A 17402-nucleotide genomic window follows, 5' to 3' on the forward strand; every position below is an offset into this window, starting at 1 on the left:
AGCAGACTGGAGTGACGGTTTTTTGTCACTTGTGTGGTTCAGGATCGTTACGCTGCGCTCGCTGGACAGGTTGGGCTGGATTTGGATCCCGATGCCATTGATTGCAAACGGGTTTGTCCAGATACGCGAACGATGTCCGTGAGTTTCACGCTGGGCGAGAATGTCGCCAGAGGACGGTGGTCTACTCAGGTAAATCCGCTGACCCGCAGACAATCCGCCAGGCAACCCGCCTGAGCCATCGAGCATGTTCTGCGTGATAAATCAGGGTGCCGACAGCGGTTGGCAGCGGAGGAAATGCACATGGCTACGCTCATCGGTATCGTCAGTAAAGTCATCGGTCAGGTATTCGCGGTGGCGGGCGACGGCACGCGTCGTGTCCTGGTCGAGGGGGACCGGTTGTTCGCCGGCGATCAACTGACTACCGGGGTCGAAGGCGCAGTAGCGGTGCATTTGCAAAATGGCCATGAGCTGACCCTTGGGCGCGGCAGCAGCCTGCAAATGACCCCTCAATTGCTGGCTGATCAATCGCCCCATGTGGTGGACACGACTGAGTCGGTGACGCCGAGCCAGGCGCAGCTTACCGACGTCGAGCAACTGCAAAAGGCCATCGCTGCCGGTGACGACCCGACGCAAACCGCTGAAGCGACTGCGGCCGGCCCGGGGTCGACCGGACCTGCCGGTGGCGAGCTGGGCGGCGGCCACAGTTTTGTCATGCTCGAAGAAGTGGCGGGACGGGTCGATCCAACCATTGGCTTCCCCACCGCCGGCTTCAATGGCATTCCCGAGTTTCCCGAGGTGCGGCACAACGCCGCTGCCAATAATGGTTTAGACGGCGCGGGTACTTCGGCGCCAGTCATCACGCCGCCTATCGTCACGTCACCGGACGTCACGCCGCCTGTCGTCACGCCACCGGACGTCACGCCGCCTGTTGTCACGCCACCGGACATCACGCCACCGGACATCACGCCCCCGGTCGTCACGCCTCCGATCAATAACCCGGTCACCCTAAACGGCCTGTCCGTCGAGGGCGGTGAACTGACCGTCAACGAAGCCAGCCTCGTCGATGGCTCGGCCAGCAATCCCGGTGCGCTGACCCAGAGCGGCACGTTTACCGTCACGGCGCTCGACGGGCTCACCAGTCTGAGCGTCGGCGGAATCAATGTGGTCAGCGGCGGTGTGGCTGCCGGTTTTCCCCAGTCGATTACCACACCGCTGGGCAGCACCCTGACCATCACCGGATATAACCCGGCCACCGGTGTGGTGAGTTACAGCTACACCCTCAATGGCAGCGAAAACCACGCGTCCGGGGACGGCACCCAACTCAGTGAACACTTCACAGTGGTCGCCGGTGACAGCAACGGCGACAGCGCCACGGGTTCGCTGGACGTCAACATCAGCGATGACGTCCCTAAAGCCGTCGATGACAGTAACGCGGCCACGGCGTCAGAAACCCATCTGACCCTGAATGGCAGCGTACTGACCAACGATGTGCAAGGCGCCGACCGCATCCCCACCGGACCGGAAAGCGGCCCCGTGGTGGGTGGCACTTTCATCGGGACTTACGGCACGTTGGTGCTCAATGCCAACGGCACGTACACCTACACCCTCGATACCAGTGATGCGGATTTCAAGGCCCTGCATGGCGGTGGCAACGGGACCGAAACGTTCACCTACACGCTTAAGGATGCTGACGGCGATACCAGCACGGCGAATCTGGTTCTGCAGATCCACAACAACGACGACCCGGTGACGATTGGCGGACTGAACGTCGAAGGTGGCGAGCTGACGGTTTACGAAAAAAACCTCACTTACGGCAGCAACCCGAATGCGGCGGAGCTGACCCAAAGCGGCACCTTCACGGTCAATGCGCCGGACGGTTTGCAAAGCCTGACCGTGAGTGGCGTCTCGATAATCAGCGGTGGCGTTCCGGTGGGCTTCCCGCAATCGGGTAGCACTGACACGGGCGCGACCTTCACCATCACCGGTTATAACCCGACGACCGGGGTAGTGAGTTACAGCTACACCCTGAACTACACCGACACTCATCCGAATGCCAGTGGCGCCAACAGCATCACCGAGCATTTCGAAGTCGTCGCCACCGATACCGATGGCAGCACGGCGCACGCGCAAATCGACGTCAACATCGTCGACGACGTGCCCAAGGCCAATGCCGATACCGCCTCGGTCACCGAGGGCGGTGTGGTCACCGGCAACGTGCTGGCGAACGATGTCGGCGGTGCGGATGGCCCGGCGGTTGGTGGTGGCGTGGTCGGCGTGCGTGCTGGCTCGGACACCTCGACCCCGGTCGTGGGTGGCCTCAACAGCCAGATCAACGGCACCTACGGTTACCTGACCCTGGACGCCCACGGCAACGCCGAATACCACAGCTACCCCAACAGCGTGAACGGCCCGGGCGCGACCGACACCTTCACCTACACCCTGCGTGACGGCGACGGCGATCAAAGCACCACGACCCTCACCATCGACGTGAACAACAGCTGCATCAAGGCGGTCAGTGACAACGACGTGACCGTCTACGAAAAAGCCCTCGACGACACCAAGGACGGCCAGGACCTGGCGGCCGGCTACGCCACCGGCAGTGATCCCCATAACGCGGGCGAGACCGCCAGCGGCACCCTGGTCGGTTCGGTCACCGGCGCTTCCGGTGCGATCAGCTACAGCCTGGTCGGCAGTGCCCAGGGCCATTTCGGGGTGATCCAGCTCAACTCCGATGGCACCTACACCTACACCCTGACGACACCGGCGAACACCACGCCGCACGGGGACGACGGCGCCAACACCGTCACCGAAACCTTCACCTACCAGGCCACCGATTCCCAGGGGAGCGTGGTCACCAGCACCATCGTGGTCAACATCGTCGACGACGTGCCCAAGGCCAATGCCGATACCGCCTCGGTCACCGAGGGCGGTGTGGTCACCGGCAACGTGCTGGCGAACGATGTCGGCGGTGCGGATGGCCCGGCGGTTGGTGGTGGCGTGGTCGGCGTGCGTGCTGGCTCGGACACCTCGACCCCGGTCGTGGGTGGCCTCAACAGTCAGATCAACGGCACCTACGGCTACCTGACCCTGGACGCCCACGGCAACGCCGAATACCACAGCTACCCCAACAGCGTGAACGGCCCGGGCGCGACCGACACCTTCACCTACACCCTGCGTGACGGCGACGGCGATCAAAGCACCACGACCATTACCATCGACGTGAACAACAGCTGCATCAAAGCGGTCAGCGACAACGACGTGACCGTCTACGAAAAAGCCCTCGACGACACCAAGGACGGCCAGGACCTGGCGGCCGGCTACGCCACCGGCAGTGATCCCCATAACGCGGGCGAGACGGCCAGCGGCACCCTGGTCGGTTCGGTCACCGGCGCTTCCGGTGCGATCAGCTACAGCCTGGTCGGCAGCGCCCAGGGCCATTTCGGGCTGATCCAGCTCAACTCCGATGGCACCTACACCTACACCCTGACGACACCGGCGAACACCACGCCGCACGGGGACGACGGCGCCAACACCGTCACCGAAACCTTCACCTACCAGGCCACCGATTCCCAGGGGAGCGTGGTCACCAGCACCATCGTGGTCAACATCGTCGATGACGTGCCCAAGGCCAATGCCGATACCGCCTCGGTCACCGAGGGCGGTGTGGTCACCGGCAACGTGCTGGCGAACGATGTCGGCGGTGCCGACGGCCCGGCGGTTGGTGGTGGCGTGGTCGGCGTGCGTGCTGGCTCGGACACCTCGACCCCGGTCGTGGGTGGCCTCAACAGTCAGATCAACGGCACCTACGGCTACCTGACCCTGGACGCCCACGGCAACGCCGAATACCACAGCTACCCCAACAGCGTGAACGGCCCGGGCGCGACCGACACCTTCACCTACACCCTGCGTGACGGCGACGGCGATCAGAGCACCACGACCCTCACCATCGACGTGAACAACAGCTGCATCAAAGCGGTCAGTGACAACGACGTGACCGTCTACGAAAAAGCCCTCGACGACACCAAGGACGGCCAGGACCTGGCGGCCGGCTACGCCACCGGCAGTGACCCACATAATGCGGGCGAGACGGCCAGCGGCACGTTGGTCGGTTCGGTCACCGGCGCTTCCGGTGCGATCAGCTACAGCCCGGTCGGCAGTGCCCAGGGCCATTTCGGGGTGATCCAGCTCAACTCCGATGGCACCTACACCTACACCCTGACGACACCGGCGAACACCACGCCGCACGGGGACGACGGCGCCAACACCGTCACCGAAACCTTCACCTACCAGGCCACCGATTCCCAGGGGAGCGTGGTCACCAGCACCATCGTGGTCAACATCGTCGATGACGTGCCCAAGGCCAATGCCGATACCGCCTCGGTCACCGAGGGCGGTGTGGTCACCGGCAACGTGCTGGCGAACGATGTCGGCGGTGCGGATGGCCCGGCGGTTGGTGGTGGCGTGGTCGGCGTGCGTGCTGGCTCGGACACCTCGACCCCGGTCGTGGGTGGCCTCAACAGTCAGATCAACGGCACCTACGGCTACCTGACCCTGGACGCCCACGGCAACGCCGAATACCACAGCTACCCCAACAGCGTGAACGGCCCGGGCGCGACCGATACCTTCACCTACACCCTGCGTGACGGTGACGGCGATCAAAGCACCACGACCCTCACCATCGACGTGAACAACAGCTGCATCAAAGCGGTCAGCGACAACGACGTGACCACCCACGAAAAAGCCCTCGACGACACCAAGGACGGCCAGGATCCGGTGGCTGGACACGTCCCCGACAGCGAACCGGGTCATGGCAGCGAAACTGCCAGTGGCGCCACCGACAAGACCCCGATCGGGGGGGATGTTACAACGGCCAAGCCAAGCCTCTCCGGCCCGTTGGCGGGTGATATCACCAGCAATGACGCTGGCGTGGCTGCGGCGAAAACGGCGTTCGACACCAGTGGCAAACTAACGGGGGCGCAAAACGCCGGGTATTCCCTCTCTGACGGTAAGCCCAACGAAGGTGATGTCGGGTCGCGGGGCGAGGCCACTACGAAGGGAGCCCTTGAGTCCAGAGACACCAAGAACGATGGGGTTGGCCTGGGTGACGGTGTGAGCAGTCCCGACTCGGATCCACGGGCGCATGACGACACCACCGCATCTGGCAACAATACCAACCCAGTGTTGGTCACCGACCTCAATCAACAGAACTCGGTGCTGTCGGGCACGGTGGTCAGTACACCGATAACGGGTTCGCCAATGGGCGCGGGCGCAACGTTCGCTGCCGACGGTGGCCTCCTCAAAACCATAACCGTCGATGGCACCACCTACGACCCGAAAGGCAACGTTAACGACAGCAAAGGCACTCTGGTGGAGAACCTCGACACCGGAGATAACCATTACGTGTCGCAAAAGGCCGCGTCGGTGGTGAACACCGAAAACACCGGCTGGATCTCCAAGGCCGCGGATTTCACTGGCACAGGCGCGATCAACTTCAAAGGTACCAACCCCAACAACACCGAGAACCAGAACCTGGCCGACGTGCGCAGTGCGTTCTCGGCCAATGCCGCCACCATGACAGCGGTGCTGGTGGTCAGCGGTTACCTCGGTGCGGTGAGCAATGCCCACGCCAATGATGAGGATCGCATCACCGTCAATCTGAAACAGGGCGAAACCCTCAACCTGGATCACAACCTGGCAGCCGGCCATGTGGCCATGGAATATTCGGTCGACGGCGGAGCCTGGATTGCCCTTGCGGACGGGCAAACCCTGACGGCAACGTCGGATGCGACCTACCAGATCCACATCACCAATATCACCAATACCAGTGGCAGCAACTCCAACGGGGCGGAAGACTACCAACTGACCATGACCGTCAACTACGCCGGTGCCCATGACATTGCCCCGGATGACCATGGCACCTCCATCACCAGTGACAGCCATGGCGGCAGCGACAGCGCCCACCTGTCCATCAGCTACCAGGACAGTCACATCCTCACCGGCACGGCGGGCAATGACACACTGGTGGCGGGTAATGGCGACAACATCCTCAATGGCGGTGACGGCAATGACATCCTCACCGCAGGCCCCGGCAATAACGAGCTACACGGCGGCGCCGGCAACGACTTGCTCTACAGCGGTCCGGGCAATGATCTGCTCGACGGTGGCATCGGCAACGACACCGCCAGCTACGCCCATGCCACGGCCGGGGTCACGGTCAACCTGAGCTTGCTCGGCGCTCAGAACACCATTGGCGCCGGCACCGATACCCTGACCGGCATCGAAAACCTGACGGGCTCCAACTACAACGACACCCTCACCGGCGACAACAACAGCAACATCATCAATGGCGGACTGGGTAACGATGTGCTCAATGGCGGGGGCGGCGATGATTTCCTGATTGGCGGCCTGGGCAACAACACCCTCACCGGCGGAGCCGGGGCCGACACTTTCGAGTGGCTCAAGGGCAACAGCGGTCACGACGTAGTGACCGACTTCGCACCAGGCACCGACAAACTGGACCTGTCGCAACTGCTGCAAGGTGAAACCAACACGGCGGCATCGCTGGATGACTACCTGCACTTCACCGTCAGTGGCAGCGGTGCGTCAGTGGTGACCAGCATCGACGTCAGCGCATTGGCCGGCGCAGCGCCGAACCAGACCATCGATCTGGCCGGCGTCAACCTGGCCAGCCATTACGGGGTGACGCCGGGGGCGGGCGGGGTGATTGCCGGGGCAGATACGGCGACCATCATCAACGGGATGCTCAATGATCATTCGTTGAAGGTGGATACCGTTTGATCTGAAAAAGGTCGCAGCCTCCGGTAGCTCCTGCCTGGGATCGTCTGGATCCTGTAGGAGCCGCCAAAGGCTGCGATCTGTTGATCTGCTGGCTTCACTTCGGTTCAGGCGCGCCAATCAATCTTCCCATTACCCCAAACACCCCCAGTTCCTTGATCGTTTCCAGCTCACCCTGAGTCTCGACCATTTCTGCAATCAACGGCAGGTCAATGCTGTTGGTGGCCCTGAAGATCGCCTCGATGAACAGCCGTTTATCTCGTTGCTCATCGATGTGCCTGATGTAGGCTCCATCGATTTTCAAGTAAGCCAGACCCAGTTGCGTCAGATTGCCGATCTGGCTGAAGCTGCCGCCAAAATGCTGCAAGCCGATGCGATAACCGGTGTTGAGCACACTGTGACTCAGCCGTTGCAACTCGTCCGCGGGCGGCAGTTGGCATTCGTCGATTTCCAGGGTCAGCAGCGGTGCCAGATCCGGTAGCGATTCAAGCATGTCGAGGATCAGTCGCAGCTGCGCCCGGTCGCGCAGGGTGCTGCCGGACAAGCTCAGCGCCAGTGGCCAGCGGTTGGCGGCGAGGTATTCGAGGGTGGCGTCGAGCATCGCCAGATCGAAGCGTGCCGACCAGCCCAGACGCTCGATCCACGGCAGGAAATGTCCGGCGACAATCGCTTCGCCCTGCGGGTCGATCAGGCGCGCGAGGACTTTGTGGTGCAGCACCTGACGGGTGTCAGCGCATTGCACCACCGGCTGAAAATACAGCTGCAATTTGCCTTGGGTCAGGGCGTCATCGAGCCAGGCACGCCAGTCATGTTGAGGCTGATTCGGTAGGGTCTCGTGGTGCCCCAGCAGCATCCAGGGGCGGTCGGAGCGTTGCCGGGCTTGAGTCAGTGCATGGTCCAGGCGCAGTAGCACGTCGCTGGCCGGCTCACCGGGGTGATAGGCGACAATGCCCAAATGGGCGACGGGCGTGCAATCGCTGGCGCCGGTCAGGCGCAGGTTTTCCAAGGGGGCGCTAATCTCGGCGGCCAGTCGCTCGGCGCCCTCGGTGTTCAGTCCCGGCATCAGCAGACTGAATTCGCCGCCACGGTTGCGTGCCGCCAGCCAGGCCCGCCGTTCGGGCAGTTGAGTCAAGCGCTTGAGCAATTCGCCCGTCGCGCTGATCAACGCATCGGTGCGTTGCCCGCCAAAACGTTGATTGAGTCCCACCAGATCGTTGATCTGCAGCATCAGCAAATGGCCGTCGCTGTTTTGTTCATCGACCAGTAAGTAATCGGCCAGTTGCTCATCCAGCAAGCGACGGTTGGCCAACCCGGTCAGGCTGTCCTGATAGGACTCGCTGCGCAGTTTTTCACTGCGTTCGGCTTCTTCGGCGAATAACGCTTTGAGTTTCTCGACCATCTGGTTCATTGCCAGCACGACCCGTTTCAATTCCGGTGTGCGTGGCACTTTCGGCAGGGTCAGGAACTCATGCTTGCTGATGGCTTCGGCCTGTTTGACCAAGGCGTCCAGCGGGCGAAATTGCCGACGCAGCAACCAGCCACCGAAGACGGCACTGAGCAATCCGCATACCAGCAGCCAGATCAGGCTGCCAAGGGTGCTGTCCCAGAGTTTGGCCAGGGCGAATTGCGGGTTGCTCAGCACTTCCACGCGGGCCGCTTGCTCCCAGCCGCGCATGATCAGCGCGTCGCCCCCCTCGATACGCAGGTTCACCAGGCTGACGAACCACCCCGGTACGCCCTCGATACGCCCGGCAACGTTACGCTCTACCAGTACCTGCTGATTCTCGACATCGATAATGCGAATGCTGTTGAAGTAGCCACTGTCGAAAATTGAACTGACCATCAGCTCCATCATGGCCGGATCATCGATCTGTGCCGTCAGCGACAAGCCCAATGCAGTGGCGGCGTCCTGGGCATGGGAGCGCAGTTGACCGAGCATCTGTTCGCGGGAGCTTTCCAGGCTGACAAAGAAACTGCCACTGAACGCCACCAGCAGGAACAGGCAGATAGCGAGAAACAATTGGTTGCGCAGTTTCATCGAACGCTCCTTGCTGTGGCCGTTAACCGTTGCCCACGGAGAACCCCTCGGCCTGCATCTTTTTCAGGACGTCTTGCCAGCGCGACAGTTTTTTCGAGTCGCTGCTGCGATTGCCGCCCTTGGCACCGGGTAGGTAGAGGCCTTCGGCATTGAAGGCATACACCGGCAACAAGTCTTTGCGTTGGGAGGCGGGGCGGATGTCACCGATCAGGTTATCCAGCACCAGCGGGTCGGCGGCAGGGCTGCTGTAGAAGGTCAGCACCATATGCGCCTGGTTCCGGGTCAGCGCCTTGACGTAAGTGATGCGCAGTTTTTCGCTGGGAATGCCGAGTTGGCGCAGGCTGAAATATTTCGCCAGTGCGTAGTCTTCGCAGTCCGCGGCGCCCTTGATCAGGGATTCGGCGGGCGTGGCCCAGTAGTCGGCCTGATGCCAGACGCGGCTATCGTCCTGAAAATTCAGTTGTTGATTGAAGAAGCGATTGACCGCATTGAGTTGTTCGCCCTCAGGCGCGTTGCGTTCGCCCTGGAGCATTTGACTCCAGGCCACGATACGTCTCTCTTCAAGGCCGAGGGGGCCGTAACGCTGTCCGACGCTTTCAAGAATCTGTGCAAAATCCCAATAGGCCGAGGCGCTGGTCAGGCCGATCAGCAGAAAAGCGGCCAATAGCAGTCGCCCGCCGATCCGAAGTCGGAACGTTGGCCATCCTGGACTTCGCTGGCTGCGGGACATGTCCGGCTGCTCGTGTGTTGAGTGTTGAAGTCTAGGTGGTGTTTGCCGCGAAGAGGGGCAGGTCGTCGGATGAAGGTGTCACGCAGGACGGCCTGCATGGCGAAGGCGCCACAGACGTTCAGGATTTGTGCAGGGTTTTCTGGCGAAGGATATAGATCGTCACCAGCACCGCGCTGGTCAGCATAAAGCCGCGAGCCCAAGGCAGGGGCACGAGATAGCAGGAGAACAGGATGCTCGCCCACATCAGGCCGATGGCGTAGACCTTGCCCTTGAGCGGAATGCCGTTGCCGTCGAGGTAGTCGCGAATCCAGGGCCCAAGGTGCCGATGCTCCACCAGCCATCGATAAAAGCGCGGCGAACTGCGGGCGAAACAGGCGGCCGCCAGCAGCAGGAAGGGCGTGGTGGGCAATACCGGCAGGAAAATCCCGATCACCCCCAGCGCTACGCTGAGCCAGCCGATGGCCAGCAACACGTAACGCAACATCAGGGGGCGGTTGCCTATGGGGGCGTCCATAGGCAGGACCTTAGTGGTGACGTGGCTTGAGGATCGCCGGTTTTTCGTCTGGCGCGTTGCACAGCAGGTACAGCGCGGTCAGGGCTTCCGGGATCTGTACGATCATGTCGTCCATCAGGTTGGCGTCGGCGGCGATGTCGGAGAACTCCGGTTGCTCGTCGAACAGGCCCGAACCGACCATGATCGGCAGCAACATTTCGCTGACTTCATCTTCGGCGGTTTCGAACCAGGCTTCTTCGCGCAGGAACACGCCTTCCATGAAACCGATGCACCAGCCGCGCAGTTCTGAATCGTCCGGGTCATCGCCCAGGTCCAGGTCGCAGGGCAACTCGAACTCTTCATCAGAGGCCAGTTGACGGGCGATGTGCGCCTTGAGGGCCAGCAACGTGGATTCGATCGCTTCGCGCTCGGTGTCGTCGGCGTAATGCGGCTCTTCGGCGAAGAGCGCGTCGATCCACTCACGATCCGGTACGACTTCGGAACAGATCGACAGCGCGGTGAGGTAGCCGTGGGCGGCCACGTAGTCCAGCGCCTCGTCATGCAGTTCATCGGCGTCGAGGAAGACTTGCAGGCGGGTTAGTTGCTCAGCGAAGGACATTAAAGGACTACCTTGGGGAATTAACAGATGCGGGAATTCTAGGCCTTCTTGAGCGCTCAGGCCAGCCGCGCGGCATATTTGCACTGCATTCCCTGTGTGTGAGCTTGCTCGCGATGAGGTCGTCGCATCCAACATCGTCGCTGCCTGATCCGCCGCCATCGCGAGTAAGCTCACTCCCACAGGATTTGTACGGTGTTGTTGGAGTGTCTTATCAGCGGCGCCCTGTGCCGGACAGTGCTCGGGTATACTCGCGCGTTTTGTGATGCCCTGCTGGCGTCCCGGCTGAAATGTGAAGCGACATGCAACGCGCACTTACGATTTGTCAGTGTGGTGCTGGCGCTTCTGAACCAGCCTTGCAGGGATGTTTCGGTGATTTTTGGAGTTTTTATGCTCGAACAGGCTCAACGCGTCCTCAAGGACATCTTCGGCTACGACAGTTTCCGTGGCCGTCAGGGTGCAATCATTGAGCGCGTGGCCAGCGGCGGCGATGCCCTGGTTCTGATGCCTACCGGTGGCGGCAAATCCTTGTGCTTCCAGGTACCGGCGCTGTTGCGCGATGGCCTGGCCGTCGTGGTGTCGCCGCTGATTGCCTTGATGGACGATCAGGTCGCGACCCTCGAAGAACTGGGCGTGGCCGCCGCCGCGTTGAACTCCACCCTCAGCGCCGAGCAACAGCGCGACCTGGCGGCCCGCATCAAGCGCGGCGAAGTGAAAATGCTCTATCTCGCGCCGGAACGGCTGGTCCAGCCACGCATGCTGGCGTTCCTGCAAGGGTTGAACATCGCTCTGTTCGCCATAGACGAAGCACACTGCGTGTCGCAATGGGGCCATGATTTCCGTCCGGAGTACCTGCAACTGGGCCAGTTGGCGGAAATGTTCCCCGATGTGCCACGCATCGCCCTGACCGCCACCGCCGACAAACGCACCCGGGAAGAGATTGTCACTCGCCTGCACTTGCAGAACGCCGAGCGCTTCCTGTCGAGCTTCGATCGACCGAACATCTTTTATCGCATCGTGCCCAAGGAGCAGCCGCGCAAGCAGTTGCTGGCGTTTCTCGCCGAACGGCGCAGCGATGCCGGCATTGTGTATTGCCTGTCGCGCAAAAAGGTCGAGGAGGTGGCGGCATTCCTCAGTGAGCAAGGCTTCCCGGCGCTGCCCTACCACGCCGGGTTGCCCAACGATTTGCGCGCCTACCACCAGAAGCGCTTCCTCAACGAGGAAGGCCTGATCATGGTCGCCACTGTGGCGTTCGGCATGGGCATCGACAAACCCAACGTACGTTTTGTCGCACACCTCGATCTGCCGAAATCCCTTGAGGCCTACTATCAGGAAACCGGTCGCGGCGGGCGTGACGGCCTGCCGGCAGACGCCTGGATGGCCTACGGCCTGCAAGACGTGGTGATGCTCAAGCAGATGCTGCAGAACTCCGAAGGCGACGAACGCCACAAGCGCCTGGAGCAGCACAAGCTCGACGCCATGCTCTCGTTGTGCGAAGAAACCCGCTGCCGCCGCCAGACCCTGCTGGCCTATTTCGACGAGGACATGCCCGAGCCCTGTGGTCACTGCGACAACTGTGTCGACGGCGTGCAGACCTGGGACGCCACCGAGCCCGCCCGTCAGGCGCTTTCGGCGATCTACCGCACCGGCCAGCGCTACGGTGTCGGGCATTTGGTGGATGTATTGCTGGGCAAGGACAACGAAAAAGTCCGCAGTTTCGGTCATCAGCATCTGTCGGTTTACGGTGTCGGCAAAGCGATGGCCGAAGGCGAATGGCGCTCGTTGTTCCGACAACTGGTTGCCCGGGGGCTGGCGGATATCGACCTGGAAGGTTACGGCGGCTTGCGCCTGAGTGACAGCTGTCGGCCGCTGCTCAAGGGTGAAGTGACCCTGGAGCTGCGCCGCGACCTCAAGGCGCAAACCACGACCAAAAGCAGCAAGAGCCAGGCGAGCCAACTGGTGCGCGGCGAAGAACGCGAACAGTGGGAAGCCTTGCGTGCCCTGCGACGCAAACTCGCCGAAGAACACGGTGTGCCGCCTTACGTCATCTTCCCGGATTCCACCTTGCTGGAAATGCTCCGCAGCCAGCCCACTTCCCTGGCGGAAATGGCCACGGTCAGTGGCGTCGGCGCGCGCAAGCTGGAACGTTATGGCGAGGCCTTCCTCGAAGTACTCGGCGGCCAGGTCGAGGCACCGAAGGTGGTGGCCGATGTGCGCCACGAATTGATCACCCTGGCGCGCGCCGGCATGACGCCGCTGCAGATTGCCGGTCAGCTGCAATGCTCGGAAAAGAACGTCTACACCATGCTGGCCGAGGCCATTGGCAAGCAGCAGCTGTCGCTCGAACAGGCACTGGATTTGCCCGAGGACTTGATGGGCGAAGTTCAGGATGCGTTCCTCGACGGCGAAGGCGAGTTACCGCCAGTGTCGGAGATTTCCGCGCTGTTTGCAGGCCGGGTGCCGGAAGGTGTTTTGTACTGTGTACGGGCTGCATTGCAGTCCGAATTCGAGATTTGAGTGATCTGTCGTGCAGATGTAACGATTCAGTACAGATCAAGCCTTGCCTCAGGGCAAGGCTCATGCTTAGCTGACTAATTATTAGGTTTTCTCTATTTCAGTCTAATCATGAGTGTTTTATGCCGTTAACCGATCAACACCGCTTTGGCATGCAATTGGCCCAGATGTCACGCGGCTGGCGTGCCGAACTCGACCGCCGACTGGCCGGGCTCGGACTGTCCCAGGCGCGTTGGCTGGTGCTGCTGCACCTGGCGCGTTTCGACGATGCCCCGACACAACGTGAACTGGCGCAAAGCGTCGGCGTGGAAGGACCCACCCTGGCCCGCCTGCTCGATAGCCTGGAAAGCCAGGGCCTGGTGCAGCGTCAAGCGGTGCTGGAAGACCGTCGAGCAAAGAAGATCGTCCTCTGCGCCCCGGCGCTCCCCCTGATCGAACAAATTGAAACCATTGCCACGCAACTGCGCCACGAGCTGTTCGAAGGCGTGGATGAGGCGGATTTGGCGGTGTGCATGCGGGTTCATGGGCACATACTTGGCAACCTTGAAAAATCTTGAGGCATAACCCCGCGCCAGACTGGTGAGAGGCCGCATTGAGCAGACTATAAGAACTACTGCGCGATATCGTGTTCGTACCGGATGTGCGAACACGTGCAGGTTGGTTCTGGTTACTAAGGGATGCTCATGCTTGAGAGTCGGCTTTTCGTTGTACGCTGTTGCACCCGATTGTTGCTGGTCGGTGCCGTTGTCACTTACTCGGCATTGGCGTCAGCGCTGGGGCTCGGTGAAATGACCGTTCACTCGGCATTGAATCAGCCGCTGCGAGCCGACATTGCGCTGATGGATGCCGCAGGCCTGGAGGAGGGCGAACTGTCGGCCAGCCTGGCGACAGCGGACGAATTCAGCCGGGCCGGTGTCGAGCGGGTGCTCTTCCTTGATAACCTGAAGTTCACCGCTGTCCTGCGGGGCAACCGTCGCCTGATCCAGGTGACATCTAACAAACCGGTCAATGAACCCTTCCTGAATTTCCTCGTACAGCTCAATCAGCCCAGCGGCCGGTTGCTGCGAGAGTACACGGTGCTGATCGACCCTCCAGGGTCACCCAATATTGTGCCGGCAACGGATGAACCGCTGATCGGCCGACCCTCTTCCGAATTTCCGAGTGTCCAGCCTGCCACCGCGCAACTTCCTGCGCGCAAGGAGCCGCCCAAGCCTGCCGCCGCCTCAGTGATTGATCCGCTTGATGAACAATTGGCCGCCAGCGTGCTGCGAAACCAGCAGTTGCAGGCAAGCGTTGACGAGCTCAAGGCGAAGCTCCTGGCACAGGGCGAACAGATCGCCGCTGGGAAAAAGCAGGTAGCCGAGTTGCAAACCCGGTTGGCAGAAGTTCAGCTGTCGGCAGCAGAGCAGGATGAGCCTGCGGTGGTGACGCCGACGCCTGTCGTTGCGGCAGAGCCCGGGAGGGATTTGTCGCTGATATTCGGGCTGCCGGCGCTGGTGGTGTTGGGGCTGCTGGGATGGTTCGTTCGGCGTCGCCGCCAGCCATTACAGACCGCCCCCGAACCTGCGGCCAAGCAAGAGCCGGTACTGAACCGATCGCTGGAACCATGGCAGGACGCTCTGGGTAAGCAAGGTGAAATCGCGGCCCATGACGCGCAACAGGCCAGCCTGCGCAGTTCCGGGTTTGCCCCACAGGAATTTCTGGAAATCCGTGCACGTCATCCCGGGTTGAGCCCTGTCGCATCAGCCGCAGTGCCCGTGGCGGCAGCGTCTGGCAACGAGTTCCAGTTGAACCTGGATGACCTGTCGATGGGGGCGAGTCGGGGCTTGATCGACGCCACCGCATCGCCATCGAGTGCCTCTACGTTGCCGCAGCCCGACATTGAATGGGAACTCGAACCCGTTTCCCGATCGATGGACGGCAGCTTTCTCGTCGAGTTCGCAGAGCCGGTTCCATCGCCGGACCTTGAACCGCCGAAACAGGCGGCCCGCAGTTAATTTGCCGTCACCCGATAACCTTGGGTGTAGGGAACTATATGTGGCGAGGGAGCAAGCTCCCTCGCCACATATGTGATGTGTTGTAAGCTGGAGCGCATTCAAGCGTCAGTCTTTATGCCTCAGGGAACCTGTCTTTCATGGCCGCGAGCAAACCGGAAATCGTCATCACTTATTGCACCCAATGCCAGTGGTTGTTGCGCGCTGCGTGGCTGGCCCAGGAGCTGCTCAGCACGTTCGGCGACGATCTGGGTAAAGTGTCCCTGGTACCCGGCACGGGTGGCGTCTTTCACATTTCCTGCGACGAGGTGCAAATCTGGGAGCGCAAGGTTGACGGTGGGTTTCCCGAGGCCAAGATTCTGAAGCAGCGGGTCCGCGATCAAATCGATCCGGACCGGGATCTCGGACACAACGATCGCACTCAGTGAGAGGCGGCCTCGGCGGCGACGGCTTTCTTGCTCGAACCGTTCGCAAGCCTGCTGGACACCACAATCGCGACGATGATCAACGCACCGCCCAGCAACATGCGCAGGGTCGGGTTTTCATCGAATAACAGCCAGGCCACGGTGATGCCGTAAACCGGCTCCAGGGCGAAGACCACGGCGGCGGTCCGGGCCTTGATCACGGCGAGGCTGGCGACGAACAGGCTATGGGCAACGCCGGTGCAGAACACCCCGAGCAGGCTGATCCACAGCCAGTCGATAGCACGCACCTCGCTCAATTGCGGCGCCGCCATCGGCAACAGGCACAGGGCGACCACAACGTTCTGATACAGCGCTGCCTGCACCGGCGGAATGCGGCCGGAACTGACGCGGTTGGTCAGCGACAGCAGGGCGAACAACAAACCGGATGCCACGGCCCAGAGCAGGCCCGTGGTAGCGCCGCTGGCCAGATCGAACGCTGGCGTCACCAGCACCAACCCGACGCTGACCAGTACGACCAACAGGATCTCATTGGCGCGAATGCGTTCGCGGAAAATCAGGCCTTCGAGGATGACGGTAAAGGCCGGGAAACTGGCAAAGCCGAGCGTTGCGATCGCCACGCCAGCCACTTTCACCGCAATGAAGAAACTTACCCAGTGCCCGGCCAGCAACAGGCCGCTGAGCAACAGTCGACGCCAGTCCACGGCTTCAAGTGTTTGCCAGCGGCTCTGGCGGGCGAATCGTGCAAAAAATGCCAGCGCCAGCACTGCGAATGCCGCGCGGCCGAAAACGATGATGGCCGGTGAGGCTGCGGCGAGTTTTCCGAATACGCCGGTCAGGCCAAACATCAGTGCGCCGATATGCAGGGCGCCAAGGGCGGTACGGGGAGTCATTGCAGTCCTTGATAAACATCGTGAGCCGGACCATTTAACCGCAGCCGCTACCGTCGTGTCTGTCGTCAGACTCTCACTGTTTGTCGCCAGCCTCGCGTCGCAGTTTGCCCGGTGATGTGCCGAACTCGCGCAGCACCGCGGCGGCGAATGCACTCTGGGAGCTGTAACCGACGCGACAGGCAATCTCGCCTATGGGCAGCATCGATTCGCGCAACAAGGTAACGGCCTTATGCAGGCGGCGACTGCGGATGTAATCCATCGGCGTCTGCCCGCATTCGGCAACGAACCGGGCATGCAGACGGGCACTGGAGAGGCCGGCCACGCGTGCCAGATCGGCGACTTGCAGCGGGTAGGCGGCGTATTGGTCAATGTGCGCATTCAATGCAGCGTAGGGCAGGCGCCGAGTACTGACGCTGTCAGGTCTTGCGTTGTTCAGACTGGCCAGCAACAGCACCGCACCCTGTTGCGCAATCAGCGGATCCTCGACCGGGCTGTTGGCCAGCCAGGCGACCAGTTGGCTTTGCCCGGCATCCAGCGACAGCCGTCCAGCGTTGTCGAGCAAGCGTCGGCTGGATTCGGCATGATCGCCCAGGGACTGAGAGACCCATTGATCACCGGGCACGTCCAGTACCAGGCAACGGCTGCCATTGGCGCTGCCGCACGCATGGTGCGCGCCGGATGGCACTACGGCGAAACTCTGCTGAACCACCTGGCTGCCACGCCCGTCGATCTCGAAATCCAGCGCGCCCGACAGCCCGAACACCAATTGTGCGTGCTCATGGCTGTGGATGATCAGGTCGTGGCTGTACTGACGAAGGGTGAGGATCGGTCTCATCGCAGGGCTCCGGGGACTGGGCGGCAGTTTACACCGAGGCGGCTCGTTCGCGTTGTCACAAGACTGACTTGC

The 17402-nt window shown here is 61.7% G+C and carries 11 protein-coding genes; 5 read left to right on the top strand and 6 right to left on the bottom strand.

Going from position 1 to position 17402, the window contains the following annotated elements:
- The first annotated feature begins 300 nt into the window (after positions 1-300).
- On the top strand, positions 301-6798 hold the full coding sequence (locus AC1Q6D_RS16475; RefSeq protein ID WP_492618480.1) for a retention module-containing protein: 6498 nt from the start codon (positions 301-303) through the stop codon (positions 6796-6798).
- Between the two features lie 94 nt (positions 6799-6892).
- Here the strand turns inward: AC1Q6D_RS16475 and lapD are convergent, their stop codons facing one another.
- From lapD to AC1Q6D_RS16495, 4 genes are all read right to left on the bottom strand, one after another.
- Entirely contained in the window at positions 6893-8833 is a 1941-nt protein-coding gene (gene lapD, locus AC1Q6D_RS16480) for a cyclic di-GMP receptor LapD (protein WP_103406368.1), read from the bottom strand.
- Positions 8834-8855: 22 nt separating this feature from the next.
- A complete protein-coding gene (gene lapG, locus AC1Q6D_RS16485; RefSeq protein ID WP_103406369.1) occupies positions 8856-9563 on the bottom strand; it encodes a cysteine protease LapG in 708 nt (235 codons plus the stop codon).
- Between the two features lie 118 nt (positions 9564-9681).
- Positions 9682-10077, bottom strand: coding sequence for a YbaN family protein (locus AC1Q6D_RS16490; RefSeq protein WP_103406370.1), 396 nt, complete (start codon positions 10075-10077; stop codon positions 9682-9684).
- A gap of 10 nt (positions 10078-10087) precedes the next feature.
- Positions 10088-10675 carry a UPF0149 family protein gene (locus tag AC1Q6D_RS16495; RefSeq protein ID WP_103406371.1) on the bottom strand — a complete coding sequence of 196 codons (588 nt, stop codon included), beginning with the start codon at positions 10673-10675 and terminating at the stop codon, positions 10088-10090.
- A 387-nt stretch (positions 10676-11062) separates the two neighbouring features.
- Between AC1Q6D_RS16495 and recQ the strand changes: the two genes are divergently transcribed.
- The 4 genes from recQ (at position 11063) to AC1Q6D_RS16515 (ending at position 15608) form a co-directional block, all read left to right on the top strand.
- Positions 11063-13189 (top strand): DNA helicase RecQ, encoded by a 2127-nt coding sequence (recQ, locus tag AC1Q6D_RS16500; protein ID WP_047532109.1) that lies wholly within the window; start codon positions 11063-11065, stop codon positions 13187-13189.
- 119 nt (positions 13190-13308) lie between these two features.
- Complete coding sequence (locus AC1Q6D_RS16505) at positions 13309-13743, top strand: MarR family transcriptional regulator (RefSeq protein ID WP_103406372.1); 435 nt, start codon at positions 13309-13311, stop codon at positions 13741-13743.
- Between the two features lie 126 nt (positions 13744-13869).
- A complete protein-coding gene (locus AC1Q6D_RS16510) occupies positions 13870-15183 on the top strand; it encodes a type IV pilus assembly protein FimV (RefSeq protein ID WP_146041527.1) in 1314 nt (437 codons plus the stop codon).
- 137 nt (positions 15184-15320) lie between these two features.
- Positions 15321-15608, top strand: a complete 288-nt coding sequence (locus AC1Q6D_RS16515) for an Rdx family protein (protein ID WP_047532104.1) — start codon at positions 15321-15323, stop codon at positions 15606-15608.
- Here AC1Q6D_RS16515 and AC1Q6D_RS16520 read toward each other — a convergent pair.
- The gene (locus AC1Q6D_RS16520) at positions 15602-16495 is read right to left on the bottom strand and encodes a DMT family transporter (RefSeq protein WP_047532102.1); all 894 of its coding nucleotides are present in this window, start codon (positions 16493-16495) and stop codon (positions 15602-15604) included. The genes AC1Q6D_RS16515 and AC1Q6D_RS16520 overlap by 7 nt on opposite strands.
- Positions 16496-16568: 73 nt before the next feature.
- The gene (locus AC1Q6D_RS16525) at positions 16569-17330 is read right to left on the bottom strand and encodes a helix-turn-helix transcriptional regulator (protein ID WP_103406374.1); all 762 of its coding nucleotides are present in this window, start codon (positions 17328-17330) and stop codon (positions 16569-16571) included.
- Positions 17331-17402: the final 72 nt, after the last annotated feature.

Source organism: Pseudomonas sp. MT92 (genome assembly GCF_058792515.1).